Source organism: Paenibacillus chondroitinus NBRC 15376, from assembly GCF_004000765.1.
Taxonomy (GTDB): domain Bacteria; phylum Bacillota; class Bacilli; order Paenibacillales; family NBRC-103111; genus Paenibacillus_E; species Paenibacillus_E chondroitinus.
Window position 1 is genome coordinate 36984 of sequence record NZ_BILW01000022.1, and the last position, 17968, is coordinate 54951.

Here is a 17968-nt window from a genome sequence, read left to right on the forward strand (position 1 = left end):
AATGTTGCCGTAAGAAAATATTCCCACAGTTTTCTGCTTGTGTCAATCGAATTTCAGAAAAATATATGAAAGAAAAAATCCCTATTCACCAGAAGTGAACAGGGATTTCTATTCTATTAGTGCTCGAACGTGACGATAAAAACCAAATTTTTGTTCTGTTGGAGAGGCTGTGTAAATCATTAGGCTAGCCCTACGTAACTAAATTGCCAGTCGAAGTAGTACCTCTGACAGAGCTTGGTGTTTCTAGCCTCTCATCTGAATCTCATAATCTGTAACAATCTTTCCATCGTATTGGATAATTTGACCATTTTGAATCTTATCAGACAGGATAATGTCGGTACTTATCTGCCCAGCGGCTTCGGGAGACTTGACGAATCCGCCGTGCGCACCAACTTCCATACCGTTCAAATCGGTTGCGACTGCGCCAGGCATGATGCCGAAAATCTGGCGATGGCTGCCCATTTTTTCAAACTCGTAAGCGTAAGTCAGTGTCATCACGTTGAGTGCTGCTTTGCTCGTAATGTAAGCGAGCGGGTGCCAAAAGTCGGTCGGCGAAATCGGAACGGTGATATTGACGATTTTCGCGTTGTCTGTCAGAGATGACAGCAGACTTTTGATGAGCTCATGCGTGCCGAGAAAATTCGTTTCCATCGTCGTACGTAAATCCTCTGTTGTATAGTCAAATGTGCGCTTTGCGAGGTCGAGCGCCGCGCGCCCAGGCTTGACACTATCAGGAATTCCAGCATTGTTGACCAAAATATCGAGCGAATCAACCATTTTAGCCGCTGCGTGCAAGCTGTCAAGATTATTTAAATCAATCTTGATGAACGTTGCTGATATGCCTTCTGCGGCAAGTTTTTCGACTGCTGCCTGCCCACGGGCTTCATCACGCGCTCCAACGAGAATGTCATAGCCACGCTTACCAAGACTTCGAGCGATTTCGAAACCGATTCCTTTATTTGCGCCAGTGACGAGTGCTTTCATAGTGAGCTCCTTTTCGTTTTTTATTTGATACAAGCATATTATAACTTAACGATAGAATCATCAGTATCCTCAAAAAATTCTTAATTCCTCTGATACGATGCGTTTCTGTGTTTTCATGTAATTCCTTTAAGTAATTCAGTTAAGTCATTTGTTTTTGGGGCCTTTATTAGAGCTCCCAATGGATTAAGGCCTGTCTTCAGCTTTAGCTCGAAATAATAAAATCGCTAGAGATAAAAAGACACGATTGAAATCGTCCTCTCCAAAAATCGTTCCCATATATTCAAATCATCAAAATAAGTATCAGAAATACGCATTGACATCTGAAATTCATCCTGTAACTTTTTCTGGATCTCAGCTATTATCGGTCCATCATAAATCGAGCATACCGATTCCTTATTAAGATAAAAGGTGCGAGTATCAAAATTCGGGGTGCCCGTCATCACATACTTTCCATCAATGCTCAACAACTTTCCATGAAAAAAACCGTTCTGATATAAATAAATTTCTGCCCCATGTTTCAAAAGCTTTCTTAAGTACGGGTATGCAGCTTGTTTTATCATAGGGAAATTACTATTAAGCGGAACTAAAATTTTGATAGCAACACCTCGTTTTCTTGCCTCAAGCAGCTCATCCACCATTTTCTTTCCAGGTATAAAATAAGGTGATGCAATCACGATCGAATGACTTGCCTTCATTATCCAGTCTTGATATCGCTCCGCCAATCCTTTCCCATCTGTAAATAAATAATCATAAAACGTATATCCATTTATAGGGAAGCTGGTATGAACAGGAAAACTGTCACCCGTGTTATTTTTCCAATCAAGCAAAAATTGTCTTTCCATTTCTTGAGCGCCGTCACCACTGATACGAAAGTGATAATCCTCCCAATGGCCCACTCGTTTATCTTGATCTAAATGTTCCTTTCCCATATTAAAACCGCCAATATATGCGGTCGTCCCGTCAATCACAGTAATGCGGCGATGATTCCGATTTTGTAAAGTATAGAAGAAATGTGGAAGCGTAGGCTTTCCGCTAAACGTAAATTGCACCCCAGCTTTTCGTAATCTTTCTCGCATCGATTTCTTAAAAAGAAAGCTTCCCATTCGATCTGTCGATAACTTAACATCGACCCCTAGTTTTGCCTTATCCTCCAATAAAGCAAGAAATTTATTACTAATTTCATCATTTCGAATGATAAAAAAATGTATATAAATGTACTCTTTCGCATTTTGAATATCGGAAAAAAGCGAATCATACAAATCCTGTCCCGCGTTATACATCTGAAAATCGGCATAGTGGTAAGAACTTTGTTTTGCCGCATCAGCTTCTTTTACGCCTTTTTCAATGTCTAGATAAACCCATCCTATGAGTAGAAATAGTAATAAAGGTGTAAATAATACCTTTCTCACACAAAATTCACCTTTTTTGTGATTACTATTATCCGGGAAGGGCATTTTTATACAATCTAAAATTTCGCGGTCTTAGTTTATCACAAACAAAGGTGGCATTTGAAAAAACATTTGGGGTCAAAGAGCATGCCTTTTAAACTCATAGTGAGCACCCTTACGTCGAAATAATCACTAATATTGGCATTGACATGGTTATTTTTTTCTTACTTGGTTAACATACTAATAGTTTGAATGATTGATCTTGAACTGCTCTTGTCAGCGAACTAATGATATTATTAATCATATGAAGTAATATGAAAAGTACATACTTTTTTGTTACATAGTAATTAAATAGTTACAATTAGAATGGAAGGTGTTATATCAAATATGAAAACATATTATTGCGACCTAGAGATTTCATTGGAGGTTATTGGAGGTAAGTGGAAGGGACTTATTTTGTACCATTTGATAAAGGGGCCAAAACGAACAAGCGAGTTAAAAAAACTTATTCAAAGCATTTCTCAAAAAATGCTAATTCAAACACTTCGCGAATTAGAGACTGACGGGCTCATTCACAGGGAGACGTATAAACAAGTACCTCCTAAAGTTGAATATTCAACTACTGAACTTGGTCAGTCGCTCGAACCTATGCTGAGAGCACTTTGTTCCTGGGGTGGCGATTATGCAGCAAAAAGATTCTCAGAGGATGAGTATCAAATTCTATCCGTAGAATAGTGTCAATTATATCTATTAAACTTTTAATAACTTAAAATGCAGTCCTGTGAACACTGGCTTTGGTGTTTACAGGACTGTTTAAATTAAAGCTGTCACAGCAATTCTAAGAATAATCAAATAAAGCATTATAAGTTGAATTACTATCTTAATTGTTCCGAAAAATAAAATCCGCTTTTTCAGTAGCTTCTATTATGTACCTCGTATAGGTTCCTTACTGCGCTTCCGGATCATTGCAAATACTGCTAATAATATCGGAAAGATAATACAGGGAAGTAGTGATGAAATAGGAAAAATTTTATCTCCATATGTAAAGTGATCAGCCGTTCGAATAAAGCTTCTACTGGCATGTGCAAAAAATAGCAAACCGACCACAAATACAAAAGGTTTTTTTTTCTTAATATTAAAAACATTTCCTAATATAAGAGTAAATACATACTGCAAAACAATGGAATATATTAATGTGAGAACCGTCCATAATCCAATAAGAATGACCTCGATTCTTTCCAAATATTCTCCGAATTTCACCAATTGTAATGTTGAAAAAAATGGAAAGGTTGATGCTTTCACATAATTTAACCCTAATGAACCAAGAGTCAAATATGTAATAATTAGCATATAGAGCCCTGACATAATAATTGCAATCAAAGAACTTGAAAATAATTTTTGGGGTTGTTCAACTCTTGACATTAAAAAGCCAAATGTAATTAATTCAGAAAATGTAAATGTAAATAAGTGCAAACTCTGCACAATGATTTCGGAAAATTTACTTTGAAAAGGAGGAAGGAATGGGTTGGTTTGAATCTCAGGAAATACAAATAGGCAAGTAGCAAGAAAGCCAATTAAAAAGAATGGTAAAACAGCGAAATTAGTTCGTACTAATGTGCCAAGGCCTATGTACACACCATATGTAGAACAAATAACACAAGCCAATATCATAATATTCGCATTTGTATTGGGCAACAAAATCGTCGTATAGAACATTGACAACGCTCGAAAACCACCAGAAGCGTTCTCAAGATTATTGAGTAGATAAATACAAAGCATGGCTTTACCGACCCATTTTCCGATTAAATGATTACAAATTTCAGCCAAACTTTTTTGTGGAAACTGACGTTGAACATAACAGATGAGCGACAAAACACCAATTCCCATAAAAATATTCACAACATTAGCGATCCAAACGTCTTGTTGTAATACTTTTGCTTCGGATAGGAATAGTCCTTCGAATCCAGTTATAAAACCGAATATTAGAAAACTGAACTGTATATGCGATATCTTTTCTAAGCCTGCCATTCAGATCCCCACCTGTTTATTTTCTAATGGTTGAAGTTGAAATAATCGGATATAGGTGAATATAATGCATAGTATACACTTTCTACTGTTGGCCATTTTTCTCCAATATGTGGAGTAAAATAACCCGTGATCACACAACATAATACCAATATCAATATAGCATCCGATACATAAGACTTTTTGAGTAAATGTACAAATAATACGATTCCATAACAGAGAGAACCAACCATAAAAACGGCATTTACCATTAATCTCTTCCTCCGATGGATGTAGTCATACCAGTTCTTTCTATTTTGACTGAGACATGAGTCTGAATTGGCATTGTAGGATAAATATTCTCCCAATCCCTTTGAATAACTTTCCATTCGTTAGGATGATGCTGTATCAACACATCCGAAAATCCAATAATATCCACTTTCAAATCTTTTTGAAAATAGTTTAAGGTAGTTTTTATAACTTTTTCAATATGCTCAGCAGCGGCTTTCTCCATCTGATTTATGTTTGCTGAATCTAAAACTTTTGTATCCTGATTCACACTTTCTACAGCTGCATCTAATTTCATATTTAGTCTGATTACTGGATTGCCGTTGCTAAACTCACTGTGAATTTCTGAATTCGACACATGAAATACAGAAGTAAAATCGAGGCCAGATTTCAATTCAATATTTTCAGGAAATTCAAGATTTCTCCATATTTTTTTGTTGGTTAAGATGTTTACCACCAAGACATCGTTTCCATTCAACCAACCAGCCAATTTTTCTTTGTAGATTACTGCACCCCCGCTCAATAAAGGAACGTCTCTGTTTTTAGATTCGGATGGTTTCAAAATTAAACTGGCTGCAACAAATCCCCGATAAGGATTCGGGAATAAGTTAACAAAATCTTTTAAAAGGATTGGAGCACTCTGACCGAGAAGTTTATTATTCCGAATTTGACCTAATAAATCATTCGAAACCATGTCTCCAGATTCGGGTTTTAGTTTTAATTTGTCTGAAGCTAGACCTTTCGTAATGATCGGGAAAGATGTAATTCGGAACTCACGTTTCCTTGTTAAATAATCTACTACTTCGTATAAAGAATACCGTGCAGCATCCTCACCAACGATAAAAAATTTATTGTGCTGATATATGGCATTTTTACCGGCATGAGCTCGCATTTTCTTACCTGCTTCTAATAGCGTACTTCCCGTTTCACTTGAGATTTTTTGAGTAAATGATCCCGCTTTTTCTTGGCTCGAGTTGGTCGGCAAAACGCAATATGATGTAAATGTATATTCTTTGGATTTAATATCATAATCTAGGGCTACTGCTGTATCTATTGCAATATCTCCGATTTCGTTAGCATCCCTCGAGCAGCCTCCCATTAAAACGACAACTATACATAAAAGTATAAACTTTTCAATATCCCTCATATTAATCCCATTCTTTCGTAGGCACATAATGGATTGAACGCTTTGAAGAATCCACCAATCGCGCTTCTTGTCGAGAAGTTGCTTTTCTGAACTTAACTGGAAATAGAATAATTTCTTTCAAAGCTTTCTTCCAATCATCCGAACCAAGTGGATCAAGAAAAAGAACGCCACAAGATCTTAAGGAGCATAAGTGGTACACGATTAGAAACAGGCCTACAGATACGCCGAACACACCTAGATTGGCAGCAAGAACCATTAGTGGAAATCGTAATATGCGCAACGAAATACCTGTGCTAAAGGATGGTATAGTAAAGGATGCTATGCCTGTCATAGCAACAACAATCACCATCGGACGAGACACAATACCTGATTGTACGGCAGCTTCTCCAATAATAAGAGCCCCAACGATGCTTACTGATTGCCCAACAACCCGTGGTAACCGTAAGCTCGCTTCCCTTAATATCTCAAAAGATAATTCCATAATGACTGCTTCAATAAAAGTAGGAAAAGGTATTCCTGCTTTTGCCGTAAGAAAAGTCATCATCAGTGGTGTTGGAATCATCTCCAAATGAAACGTTGTTAATGCTATGTATAGAGAAGGCCCCATCAAAGAAACAAACAATGTAATCAATCGTATGGCACGGATAAAATTAGCGAAGTAAAATCGTTCATACAGATCTTCCGAGGGATGAAGCATTTCAAAAAATGTACTAGGTGCAATTAGAGCGTTTGGTGACCCATCCATCATAATTACGATTTTCCCTCGATTTACTGCTGTAATGACACGATCGGGTCTTTCGGTATCTAGAATCTGTGGAAATGGTGAAAACGTACTATCCTGGATCAATTCTTCAATTTGCGTACTATCCACCAGCGTATTGATTTCGATTGCATCAATTCTCCGCATCATCTCATTCAGAACTCCGCTATCGACAACATTCGCGAGGTAAAGGATCATCACTTTGGTTTGACTCTCTTGCCCAATATGAACCATTTTCGCTTTCAAATTAGAAGATTTCATCCTCCGATAAACCATACCTAGATTTATCTGCAAATCATCTGAAAAGGCCTCTCTCGGACCGCGTACGTTAAGTTCAAGCTGCGGCTCACCTATGGGTCTTGTCTCATAGCCTGGTAGACTCATGGCATATCCTTCAGTACGCCCGTCCATAAAAACAACAAAATTGGCATCAGCAACATGGCTGACGACCTCATTCATATCCGTAAGCACTTGCACATCGCCTAGAGAATAAAGAGTTTCAAGAATCGTTTTCTGGGCATGTCCATGATCATTATTTCCGGATAAATCCAATTTTATTTTACGGACGATTTGTTCATTTAATCTTTTCTCATCCACGAGAATCGTTAAATATACGATGAATGCTCCACAGTTCAAGTCCGAATGACACAGTTCTCTGATGCTTAATAATTCATTCTCGGAATAACATCGCTGAAGCTGCTCTAAGTTCATAGCCGCAGATGTAGTCAACGGTACTTTGTGCAATTCTATTCTCCCTCCTCCCATAGTTCTAATGAACATTGGATGTTTATCCAAATATTAGTGTCATGTGTATTATTAGCATTAGCACGAAGAACTATGTCACATGTTCATTCACAAATCAAAATATTTTTATCTTGTTTATGACAAAGCCACATCTTCATTTCATTTACTCAACTTGACTTTTTCAGTCAATACTATACAGAATAATATTTCAAAGTAAAGAAGGGAATCTTTAGGAAAGACTGATTATGAAAGGTGTTTTGATTGATGATGGATAAATTATCGTACTTATCTAAAATTCACATTTTTGAAGCACTTCCACCTGAGGATTTAATGGAAATTGATCAAATGACGCCTATGACTCATTTTAGTGCCATACCAAAAGGAACAATTGTACAAACACCAGACTCTAACCGGGATGGCTTATTTTTTATTAAAACTGGGAAACTCCGCGTGTACAAAATAAATTCAGAAGGCAAACAATACACAGCTGCAATACTCGGAGCAGGTAATATGTTTGGTGAAATCGATGCATTTTCGCTTGGAACAAGTGATGGTTATATTGAAACACTGGAGGAAACATTACTTTGCTCGGTTCACAAAGATCAGTTCGAGCAATTTCTACTCCAAAGGCCAGAATTAGTTTTGCGCTTTTTGAAGGAGGTCAGTAAGAAACTAAACGAAGCCTCTGAATTACTAGAAAGACTAGCATTAGGAACTGTACATGAACGTGTACTGTATTTGCTACTACGGCTTTCTAGTCAATTCGGCATCCCTGAGGAGCATTTTGTTAAAATCGATCTCCCTCTAACCCACATGGAGTTAGCTCATATGATTGGAGCCACAAGAGAATCCGTTACTAACTCATTAAACGAGCTTTCCAAACAGGGGATCATCAGATCAGGAAGAAAAAAAATACTAGTAGATCAAAAGAAAGCTAAAGAAAGTTTCGCACTAGACAACCATTAAAGAAAAATGAGGAGTAATTCGCATAGCGAACACTCCTCAATTTAACTTCTTCTATTCTCAATTTACTGTGTTAAGATATTCGCGTACTTGTGTAGGGGTTTTTGCAAGTTTACTGTGTAAATGACCAATTTTCTCTCCATTTTTAAAGACTAATAAGCTAGGAATCCCACGCACATCATTTTCTTCGGCTATTTGTTGAAACGCCTCAGCATCAATTGCATAGAAATCCTTATCCGTTTGCTCTTCAATAATATCCCCAATAAAGCGGTCCATGTTTTTACAGTCAGGGCACCACGTTGTATCAAATTTCATAACTGTAAAAGCATCTCTTGCAATAAGTTCTTGATATTGATCTTTTGTTTGTATTCTATTCATGTCTATATTCTCCTCATTTATGTTATTTAATTAATTGAAATAAATCATTTAGAGATTCACTCATCGTGGGATGTGTGAAGATGTGATCTCTTAAATAAGTGTAGGGTTGACCTGTTTCCATGGCTATCTGAACAATATTAATCATTTCATGAGATTCTGAACAAAACAATGAACAGCCGAGTATCTTGTCTGTCTTCGCATCAACGATTGCTTTTAACAGCCCGTCCGTTTCTTCCGTCAACTTTGCACGCGGTATTGCTGCGGCAGGCATTGTGGCTACTTTTATTTCATAACCCTTAGCAAGTGCCTGCTCTTCGCTTAACCCCACACGGGATAAAGGAGGGTCAATAAATACGGAATATGGCACATAAAGCCGGTCTTCCGTTGTTCTTTGCTTTGAGCCATACAAGTTATCTAATATAATACGTTGATCGTCCAATGAAATGTAGGTGAATTGTAATCCGCCAATTACATCCCCCATGGCATAAATGTGAGGTATTGTCGTTTGTAATCGCTCGTCAACCTTGATAGCTCCTCGATCAGTAACAACGATGCCTGCCTTTTGAAGCTGCAAACCTTCCGTATTTGGCTTTCTTCCAGCGGCGATTAAAACAGCATCTGCATAAACTTCATGAATGTTATTGTCCTGATCTCGGTAAGTCACAACCACGCCATGCTCTACGTCACGAATAGATTGGATTTCAGTACCCAACTTAAAGTCGATTCCTCTTTTCTCAAGTGTTGATTGAACCATATTCGCAATGTCTCGATCTTCCCTTGAGAGAAATTCACTATGCTTATCTAAAACCACAATTTCTGAACCAAAATTCGCATAGATCGATGAAAATTCCAATCCGATGTAGCCAGCTCCAAGAACAACCATCTTTTTAGGCAGATTAGTTAATTCCATTAGGGATGTACTTGTGTACACATGTTGACTACTAGAAACCCCTTCAATAGCAGGGATAACGGTTGAAGCTCCTGTATTTATATAAATCTTCTCACCATAAATCGATGTAAGCTCTTCGCCACTTTGAATTGCTATTTCATGTGATGATTCAAATTTTGCCTTCCCCGTATAAATCGTTACCTTATCAAGATTGTCAAGGTTATCGTAATTCTTTTGACGAAGGCCAGTGATCAAAGTTGTTTTTTTATCTATAGCTAGTCGATAGACTGCGGATTTATCATCAAAATCTTTTAAATTCATGAGTTGTGACTGCTTAGAAAAATGAACTAATGCTTTTGTTGGAATACAACCAATATTAATGCATGTACCTCCATACATGAGTTCTGATTGTTCAATGACGGCTACTTTCTGACCTTTCTTAGCTAATGCAGCAGCCAGTGTTTTACCACCTTTTCCGAATCCGATAATAACGGCATCATAGTGTATCATTTCACACATCCTGTCTTTTAAACATTCTCATGCTAATGTTAATAGAGTTAGACATGGGATCTAACCTCATTTTGCCGTTAACGTACTTCCCCATTCTCCTTTAGGCTCAAGCCAACTAACCATTCTGTCCTCAATCAACTCACCAAGGGTACCTTCATAATCCTTCCGATAAGGTTTCGTAAATTCTTCCTGCAACCAACTATCCCTTGTTCCCTGCCATATCTCATAGATGACTAAATCATTGGGTTGATCCAAATCATCAGATAGTATAGCGCTAATGAATGCTTTCTCTACAGACATAACTTGGATCAACGAAGATAACTGGGTACGGAATTCCTCTTTTTTCCTGGTTTAATTTTAAACCGAATATTCAATACGACTTGTTGGTTATCTAGTGACATTATCGATTTCTCCTTTTGTAACCTAATTCACAAATCCTTTTGCACAATAGATTTAACAAGTATCTCCTATTGCTGTATACTCACTAATTTTTTGTTTTAAAAATGCTTTACTCTGAATGCCAACAAATGTTTCTAATTTATAACCATCTTTAAAAATCATTAAAGTAGGAATACTTTTCACATCATACTCAGATGCAATATCAGATTCTGCATCTATATCCACTTTAGCAATTGTAGCCTCACTCTTCAGTTCTTTAGCAATTTCTTCTACTATAGGCAACTGTATTTTACAAGGACCACACCAAGTTGCATAGAAATCTACAAGTGTAACTCCATGTTCAATTTGCTTATGAAAGCTATCCTTAGTTAACGAAATAACATCCATTATTTTAACCTCCGAGTGTTTGATAAATTCATCATAATTCTAATTATGAAATATAGAACCCTCAATGAACTAACCTAACTTAATACCGATCGAAGCATTATCTTCCGGTGTTCCGAGCCAATACCCATAAGCTATCGCAACTTCAACAAAGCGTTGTAGTACCTCTAATGAAGGTGGTCCTGGTGGCACAGTGTCAACAGGGCGGCCAATTTCATTGAAAAACTCCCCCATTTTTACTGTCGATACGACTAACAAAGTTACTGTCTCGTTAGAGGAATTCCTCCAGGCATGTTTTACATCTCCTGGAATATCAACGGTCTCACCAGCTTTTACTGTCTTCCAGCTGTCTTCCGTGAATGCTTCAAGTTCCCCTGTGAGAACAACAAACGTTTCACGATCATCATGACTGTGAACAGGAACGATAACTCCTGCTGGGACTTCAGCCTTCATGAGGGAATAATCCTTATTTTCAATTAAATCCGTTACGAGTTGAATACGTGGTCCCATGACATCTAATACTTTTGAATTCATATATTGTGCCTCCTAATTTATAATGTTTTCAATGTTTGCAGCAATTTTTTGCAATGATAGCAGCAATATGATGATCCGGATTTATTGAGTCTTTCAACTCAATTGCAACCCGTTTTCCTTTCTCCTATTCTGCTCCCCTATTATAAGGCTAACCAATTATTTTAATCTGTAATCTATCTTACAGAAGTATGATGTGCTCGATTTTAGTTCAAAAATAAAATAATAGTAAAGAAGGCAAGACTTATGAGTAATACGATCATATATGGACTGACCTTATTTTTGCTTGTTCTCTCCTATTGGAAAGACAAAGGTAAGACCAAACGATCTTCAATGAAAGCATGGAAGTCATTCGAAAATATTTTGCCTCAATTACTTGGGATCATATTTATCATGGGCATTTTACTATCCATCCTTCATCCAGAAACAATCAGTCATTTCATCGGCAAGGAAATCATAGTGAAGTACATGGGTTAAACATCAGGCTGGAAGGGAATCTTTCTAGCTTTTCTTATTGGTTCTGTTGCTGCTGGTCCGCTCTATGCATCTTTTCTGGTAGCTGCAGCTTTCATGAAAAAGGGTGTCAAGTTCAGGTCAACGTTCCAGCCATTATCCCTGCAGCAGCTTTCCACTAATTAAGTGTTTAATAGTCCGAATAAAAATAATAACAATAACAAATGTAGCCAAGATAAGGATAAATGCTGCAATGACCTTCGTCGGCCATGTGTTTACATACAGTGCATACTTCAAAGCTGCATTGCTAAGAACAGCCAATGGAAAGCTTACTGCCCACCAAGCCGTACTAAACGGAATGGATTTATTAACTGCCTTGAAAAACAATACCATGAATAAAAAAAGTCCAAAATAAAACAAAATTGATGCAAACATATCAATAGATTTTGTCATAGATACATATGCAAGAAAGCCAACCTCAAAAGGTGCAATCAAAATTAACAAAGAGGGATTCATGCCTGCTGCCATAGGCTCGTGATGGATCAATCGAGTAAAAATCATAGTCAAGAAAATGAGGGATGAAATGCCCCCAATGGCTAAACAAAACAGGTTGAATTCATGAATCCAAGCAAACGGCATTGCAACCCCCGTAACGGGTACATTCAAAATGGCAACAGCAGGAATTAACATGGCAGGAACAGCATGTAGTGGATCCTGTTTAACTTTAAATAAACGAGATACCATGAAGTAGCTTAATAAGATGGTTAGACTTGTACCTATTATCCAAATCGATTGCCCAAGGATTATGCTGTAAGGTAAAATAACGGATGAAAGAAGTAGGATAGCAACGGTGATCGCTCCATAGAAATTACCGCCAATTGGGCTTGAAAACTCTGAATAAACAACACTTGGGAATTTCAGCAGCTTTATGACGAAAAAAACACTTAGAAGCACAAACATTATGATACCCATCAAACCAATCAATTCTGCAATCAGCGAGGAGGTTCCAAACAGATTATGGGATAACCTTCCAGCAAGCGAAAGTCCTGATATGCCCATAACCGAGCCAAATGAGTTAACAGATAAAAATTTTAGTCGATCCATTCTAGATGATCCCACGTATGATATTCCTTCTTTACTACATATTTTTTACCGATTGAGCCAATTATAAGAAAAGGAACAGCTTCTCAATTTTCAAGTAGCTGAACCTTTTCATGAAATCCTTTAAGTTGATTTTAGGAAAAATGTTTACCAGCAGTAATCGTAGTTCCCCATTCTCCGAATGTCGAGTAGAAACCAAGCTCTCTACCCAACAAGAATTCTGCTGCACGAGTGTATGGACCTTGGCGATAAGCTTTCGTTTCTTCCTCTGCTAACCAAGTTTCCTTAGAACAATTCCAAATTTCGTATAGCACAACTTCATCAGGATCATCAACGTTTTCATGTACAATCCCATTTACAAAAGTAGGTTCTTTGGACATTGTATCAAAGAGCGGCTTTAGGTTATCAAAAAAGGATTGTTTATCTGAGTTAGCTTTCAACTTAAAACGGGCAATAATTACGGTCTGTTCTGTTTTATTCATTTTAAATCCTCCAATAATAATTTTATTTTTTCGTTCATTCTTAGTATTAGAAATTCACACCATTAAATTTGAGCAACCCCGCCGTCTACGAATAACTCTATTCCATTAATATAACTACTTTCATCTGAGGCGAGGAACATCACAGCATTAGCAATTTCTTCAACGGTTCCAACCCTGCCTAGTGGAGTTATATTTTTAGCATGTTCTAGAACAGAATTAGTATTCTCAGCGAACAAGTAATCATACGCAGGCGTATGAACAAATCCAGGGCTTAGGACGTTTACACGAATTTTTGTCCCTTTTAAATCAAGGATCCAGTTACGAGCCATCTGCCTAATGGCAGCTTTTGAAGCTCCGTAAACACTAAACGCTGGATCGCCAATAGAACCCGCCGTTGAGCCAGTCATGATTATAGTTCCAACTTTATCAGGGAACAAAGGCAGAGCTTTTTGAACAGTGAAAAGCGTTCCTTTAACGTTAACATCAAAGGTTTTATCGTAATGCTCTTCAGTAATTTCTCCCAATGGAAGCATATAACCCAGCCCTGCATTCGCAAAAAGAATATCTAAATGACCACTTTGCTTCTTGACCAAAGCATAGAGCTTGTCCAAATCCTCCAACTTAGAAATGTCCCCTTGAACGCCAGTTACGTTGTTCCCTATTTGTTTTACCGCTACATCAAGCTCCGCTTGTCTGCGCCCTGTAATATATACATGAGCACCTTCTTTTGCAAACTGCGTGGCTGCTTGGAGACCAATTCCGCTTGTGCCTCCTGTTACTACTGCTACTTTCCCATCAAATTTCCCCATATTCTTTTTCCCCTTTACTAACGTTTATATTGAAATGATTAATCTGAAGTTGGCTTGTCTACAAATACAGTCAAGGAATGAATGGAACCATTCTCTACAGCAATGAAGTCTTGCCCAGTAATCACGATTGGATTCTCAGATGATTCGTACCTCCAACTAAATCTCGCTTGATCATGATGTTCGTCTACTGTGCCCGGAATAACTGTGAACACTTTTCCTGGATTTTTGGCTTGTACTTCATCAATAAGATTATCCAGAGCGTCATGACCAACAATTACCTCGGAGAAAAACGGATCAAACACCTGGCAGTCTGATGTGTACGCTTCTTGGATCTTAATTCTTCTTTTCTTGGAGTCTGTTTCACTCCAAATTTCAATGTGTTTATTTATTAATTGATCGATTATTGTACTCATATACTTTTCTCCTGGATACTTTAATTAATAATGCACATTGGTTAGTATGTTTTACATTGACTCTATCATGCAATCAGCTGATTTTTATCAATTAAGTTAATGCGTCGTGGCCACAAGAGTCATTATGGAACAAAAGTAACTAAAAAAAAAGTACTTACTTTCTGGTTATATAGTATGCAAAAAGTAATATTTTAGCCTTAATGCCGTATACGATTTAAATGGTAATTAGTTCCAGAAGACTTTCATTCTATCAACTTTTCTCCGGCAGCGCGGGTACTCATTAGTTAAATTAGACAGCTTCCGCTCCTCTGCGCAGATCCGATCCTAACACCACCAATTTTACTATCCCACAAAAAGAAAAGTCCCAGCTTTCGCCGAGACCTTCCTTTTTACACATCGTATTCTAACTGTTTTTTCGCTTGTACGATAAACTCCAGGGGATTATTGATATCAGCCGCATTGTACTCAACTGCACCCATTTTCAAAACAAGTTCCACCCTGTATTTCTCCGCATATTCGCCGCGATTACGTTCTTCAACACTTTTTCTCAAGCGCTCAATGACGATAGATGCCCCTGGCCGATCCGTAAATAGCAGCATGCCCCACATCGGATTCTCTTTATTGAGCAAATAAAGCGAATCGTTCGTGCGAATATTCGTTTGGCTCATTCTGGATAGATCGAGGACCGCTTCCATCAGCTGATCTTCACCAATCATTCGTTTAATTTCATCCCAATACTTCACACTGATCACCATCAAAGTTAAGGGAATATGATACCGAACAGAAAGTGCCATAAATACGGTTGCATCGGCTTGAAAAGAAAGCGTATTTTTCAAACTTGTCTTCAAGTCGACGGTTGCCAAGGATTGATTCTCTTTGATTAGCTGTTCGTTCTCCGACTGCAATTGCCGATTCCCCAGCGTCAAGAGCCAAGTTGCAAGTGTAAAGATCGGAGTCACAATGAGCCAAAAATAATTCTGCGTCCCGATTAAGCCGCCAGCGACAACCGTTTGGTACAAGGTGTACGTCCCATAGCCGAAGATGAACAGAATGTTTAGAATCAAGCCTGTTGTAACATTCGTAAAGTACGTAATAACGGCAATGAGAAAAGCCACATTGAGAAAAAAAATATTTTGCAGGTACAGATTCGGATTGCCCGCGGTGAAAATAATGCTTACAAAACACAATAGTAAAAACAGCAGGAAGCCGCCGTCCGAGATCATACTACTTCGTAATCGACTCATCGCAGATCCCTCCGCTTCTTCTTCGCATATTTACGAATCATTAAAATCAGCGAGAGGATAACAAGCAAGGCGACAAGTCCAGCCGCGGCCATAAAGCCGAGAACATCTTTACGCGCCAGTATATCATCAAGCGCAGTAGATGGCGCTGAGGCAGCTTCTTTCTTAAAGCGATAAGCCTGGACGTTGCCATCTGCATCCGTGATTGCGCCATCGCCGAACACTTGCCATAGCGAGCCTTCCGAGCCGATGAGCTTGGAGGCCAAGTAAGCATATTCCGGACGACTGCCCGTCACTGCCATAAGGCCAAAACCGCTTTGATAGGGAGAATCAATCAATTGTAAAGAACCGATTCGTTTGCCATAGCCGGATTCAATGCTGAGTTTTTCGTTAGAGATAAAACCTTGTCCCCCAGCTCCATAGCGGAAATAAAGCTTATCATTGTTCGCCGCAATCACAGCGTTATCTTCATAGCTGCCGATCGCAATAATTTGACGACCTTTGAGCTGATCAGGTTGGAGGTTACCTGCTAAATATTGTACATTGCCTGTATTCGTCTGCGCATAGCGGCCCAGCAGATTAAATACATTTGTTAACGATTGATACATGTACACATCTCGTGTCGTCGGCAATACAACCGTAACTTGGTTATAGCTGCCATCACGTAGAAACGGATACGGATAGTTGTTGAACAACAGCTCCGTTCTGTCTTTTGTATTCAATTGAAGCAGCGAATCCTTCTCGACAAAGGCCCATGGCATCTGATCTTCATTTGCAAGACAGCTATTATTTTTAAGCTCAAGGTCAAATGCTGCTTTTACTGTAAAATTTCCTGAAATATTCAGGGTTTTCGGAATCGTAAGCTCCATATGATCGCCGTCGGCGAGCTCTGTGGAAAGCCTTTTACTCCCGATCGGCGTATCATTCACGAGAATCGTGACCAACGATCGGTCAAAATCGACATTCCGCGCATAACGAAAGTTGATGCGCAGCTTACTGCCGTCTGCAATGGAACGATTGCCCGGCAGGGAAATAAAATACGCTTTTTCCCGGTGACGGTCACCGACAAGCTTATCTCCGGACTCCGTCAGCGGCAAAGTACGGCTAACATTGACGGCCGGCGTGTCCACTTCCGTGGAAGCCAGTACTTCTTTCAGCGGCGCATTAATTTGCGTAAGCAGCGTTTGATTGGCTGCCAGCCGACCGGCCTTTATGAGGAGCGTGGCGTCGTTCGAAGTGATGACCAGCGTTTTGACTCCATTCAGATCGAGGAGCTGAAGAACGGCTTTTTGCGCCACGTCCCCTTCTTTGATCACAGCCTTCACTTCCGCAGGCAAATGCTCATAGAGACTGACAAGAATGAGTGCTTTCTTGGTTTTCGTCATATCGCTGCTATAAGTCGTAAGCGGAATCGGTTTATCCGTCACTTGATTTACTTTAGCTAAGCCAGATAACGCATAGGTTGCAGCCTCCAATTCAGGAGCTGTGTTTTCCGGTGCAACAGCTATCGCAATTTGACCATTGGTAACCGAATCTTGCCCAATAAAATGGCGTTGAAAATCCTGAATACTGTCTTGTATCGGCACACTGGAATAATTCACGGCAATTCTTGAGGATTTTGCGATTTGCAGCCAATTATCGCGATTATCGGTAGGCAGACAAGCATTCTGTACGGTTGGCGCATTCGTCTCAAGGTGCCCCTGTACCATGAGCGTGTTGACGCCTTTAATAATCATTGAAGCCGGCACGGTCAGATCCAGCTGCTGCTGCACCTTCTCTCCCAGCTGCGGTCGAAAAGAATGAAACGGCGTTCCATTCATATAGAGCGTGACGGAGGAGCGTTCATTTTGCAGGAGCTGTGACATCTGGTAGTCGAGATGAATGTCAACGCTGGTCACATTCCAATAGCTCTCTACACGAAAAAACTGCTGCGTATATGTAATGCCGCCGGTTAAAGATGTATCGGACAAATGCGTTTGCATTTGCCCGGCGGCAGGTGACTCGTTCTCTGCTTGAACTGTCGGTAGAAATAACCCCAGAAATAGAAAAACACCTAATGCTACTCGCACAACACTACGATTCCACATCGTCGTCAACTCC

At 39.0% G+C, this 17968-nt stretch carries 19 protein-coding genes; 3 read left to right on the plus strand and 16 right to left on the minus strand.

Annotated elements, in window-relative coordinates; all coding sequences use genetic code 11:
- Positions 1-243: 243 nt before the first annotated feature.
- Entirely contained in the window at positions 244-984 is a 741-nt protein-coding gene (locus PCH02S_RS22155) for an SDR family NAD(P)-dependent oxidoreductase (RefSeq protein ID WP_127456139.1), read from the minus strand.
- A 224-nt stretch (positions 985-1208) separates the two neighbouring features.
- A complete protein-coding gene (locus PCH02S_RS22160; RefSeq protein WP_246069207.1) occupies positions 1209-2393 on the minus strand; it encodes a phospholipase D-like domain-containing protein in 1185 nt (394 codons plus the stop codon).
- 366 nt (positions 2394-2759) lie between these two features.
- On the opposite strand from PCH02S_RS22160, the gene PCH02S_RS22165 reads away from it, so the two are divergent.
- Positions 2760-3107, plus strand: a complete 348-nt coding sequence (locus tag PCH02S_RS22165) for a winged helix-turn-helix transcriptional regulator (RefSeq protein WP_127456143.1) — start codon at positions 2760-2762, stop codon at positions 3105-3107.
- 189 nt (positions 3108-3296) lie between these two features.
- Here PCH02S_RS22165 and PCH02S_RS22170 read toward each other — a convergent pair whose 3' ends face one another.
- The 3 genes from PCH02S_RS22170 to PCH02S_RS22180 all read right to left on the minus strand — a co-directional run bounded on the left by PCH02S_RS22170 (position 3297) and on the right by PCH02S_RS22180 (position 7315).
- Positions 3297-4400 (minus strand): GerAB/ArcD/ProY family transporter, encoded by a 1104-nt coding sequence (locus PCH02S_RS22170; protein ID WP_127456145.1) that lies wholly within the window; start codon positions 4398-4400, stop codon positions 3297-3299.
- A 247-nt stretch (positions 4401-4647) separates the two neighbouring features.
- Complete coding sequence (locus tag PCH02S_RS22175) at positions 4648-5811, minus strand: Ger(x)C family spore germination protein (protein ID WP_164819686.1); 1164 nt, start codon at positions 5809-5811, stop codon at positions 4648-4650.
- A 1-nt stretch (position 5812) separates the two neighbouring features.
- On the minus strand, positions 5813-7315 hold the full coding sequence (locus PCH02S_RS22180; protein ID WP_164819687.1) for a spore germination protein: 1503 nt from the start codon (positions 7313-7315) through the stop codon (positions 5813-5815).
- A gap of 264 nt (positions 7316-7579) precedes the next feature.
- Between PCH02S_RS22180 and PCH02S_RS22185 the strand changes: the two genes are divergently transcribed.
- Positions 7580-8281, plus strand: coding sequence for a Crp/Fnr family transcriptional regulator (locus PCH02S_RS22185; RefSeq protein ID WP_127456149.1), 702 nt, complete (start codon positions 7580-7582; stop codon positions 8279-8281).
- A 57-nt stretch (positions 8282-8338) separates the two neighbouring features.
- Here PCH02S_RS22185 and PCH02S_RS22190 read toward each other — a convergent pair whose 3' ends face one another.
- From PCH02S_RS22190 to PCH02S_RS22210, 5 genes are all read right to left on the minus strand, one after another.
- Positions 8339-8656 carry a thioredoxin family protein gene (locus PCH02S_RS22190; RefSeq protein ID WP_127456151.1) on the minus strand — a complete coding sequence of 106 codons (318 nt, stop codon included), beginning with the start codon at positions 8654-8656 and terminating at the stop codon, positions 8339-8341.
- A 22-nt stretch (positions 8657-8678) separates the two neighbouring features.
- Positions 8679-10055, minus strand: a complete 1377-nt coding sequence (locus PCH02S_RS22195; RefSeq protein WP_127456153.1) for an FAD-dependent oxidoreductase — start codon at positions 10053-10055, stop codon at positions 8679-8681.
- A 66-nt stretch (positions 10056-10121) separates the two neighbouring features.
- Positions 10122-10355, minus strand: coding sequence for a hypothetical protein (locus PCH02S_RS22200; RefSeq protein ID WP_246069208.1), 234 nt, complete (start codon positions 10353-10355; stop codon positions 10122-10124).
- Positions 10356-10508: 153 nt separating this feature from the next.
- Complete coding sequence (trxA, locus tag PCH02S_RS22205; RefSeq protein ID WP_127456155.1) at positions 10509-10841, minus strand: thioredoxin; 333 nt, start codon at positions 10839-10841, stop codon at positions 10509-10511.
- Positions 10842-10910: 69 nt separating this feature from the next.
- A complete protein-coding gene (locus tag PCH02S_RS22210) occupies positions 10911-11372 on the minus strand; it encodes a cupin domain-containing protein (RefSeq protein WP_127456157.1) in 462 nt (153 codons plus the stop codon).
- Between the two features lie 243 nt (positions 11373-11615).
- Here PCH02S_RS22210 and PCH02S_RS22215 point away from each other — a divergent pair, with 243 nt between their 5' ends.
- Positions 11616-11846, plus strand: a complete 231-nt coding sequence (locus PCH02S_RS22215) for a hypothetical protein (protein WP_127456159.1) — start codon at positions 11616-11618, stop codon at positions 11844-11846.
- Between the two features lie 132 nt (positions 11847-11978).
- Here the strand turns inward: PCH02S_RS22215 and PCH02S_RS22220 are convergent, their stop codons facing one another.
- The 6 genes from PCH02S_RS22220 to PCH02S_RS22245 form a co-directional block, all read right to left on the minus strand.
- Positions 11979-12926 (minus strand): SLAC1 anion channel family protein, encoded by a 948-nt coding sequence (locus PCH02S_RS22220; RefSeq protein ID WP_127456161.1) that lies wholly within the window; start codon positions 12924-12926, stop codon positions 11979-11981.
- A 131-nt stretch (positions 12927-13057) separates the two neighbouring features.
- Entirely contained in the window at positions 13058-13405 is a 348-nt protein-coding gene (locus PCH02S_RS22225) for a putative quinol monooxygenase (protein ID WP_127456163.1), read from the minus strand.
- Positions 13406-13467: 62 nt separating this feature from the next.
- Positions 13468-14214 (minus strand): SDR family NAD(P)-dependent oxidoreductase, encoded by a 747-nt coding sequence (locus PCH02S_RS22230; RefSeq protein WP_127456165.1) that lies wholly within the window; start codon positions 14212-14214, stop codon positions 13468-13470.
- Between the two features lie 38 nt (positions 14215-14252).
- On the minus strand, positions 14253-14627 hold the full coding sequence (locus PCH02S_RS22235) for a nuclear transport factor 2 family protein (RefSeq protein WP_127456167.1): 375 nt from the start codon (positions 14625-14627) through the stop codon (positions 14253-14255).
- Positions 14628-15016: 389 nt separating this feature from the next.
- The gene (locus PCH02S_RS22240; protein ID WP_127456169.1) at positions 15017-15871 is read right to left on the minus strand and encodes a GGDEF domain-containing protein; all 855 of its coding nucleotides are present in this window, start codon (positions 15869-15871) and stop codon (positions 15017-15019) included.
- Positions 15868-17955, minus strand: coding sequence for a cellulose biosynthesis cyclic di-GMP-binding regulatory protein BcsB (locus PCH02S_RS22245; RefSeq protein WP_127456170.1), 2088 nt, complete (start codon positions 17953-17955; stop codon positions 15868-15870). The genes PCH02S_RS22240 and PCH02S_RS22245 overlap by 4 nt, the downstream gene beginning before the upstream one ends.
- Positions 17956-17968 lie beyond the last annotated feature (13 nt).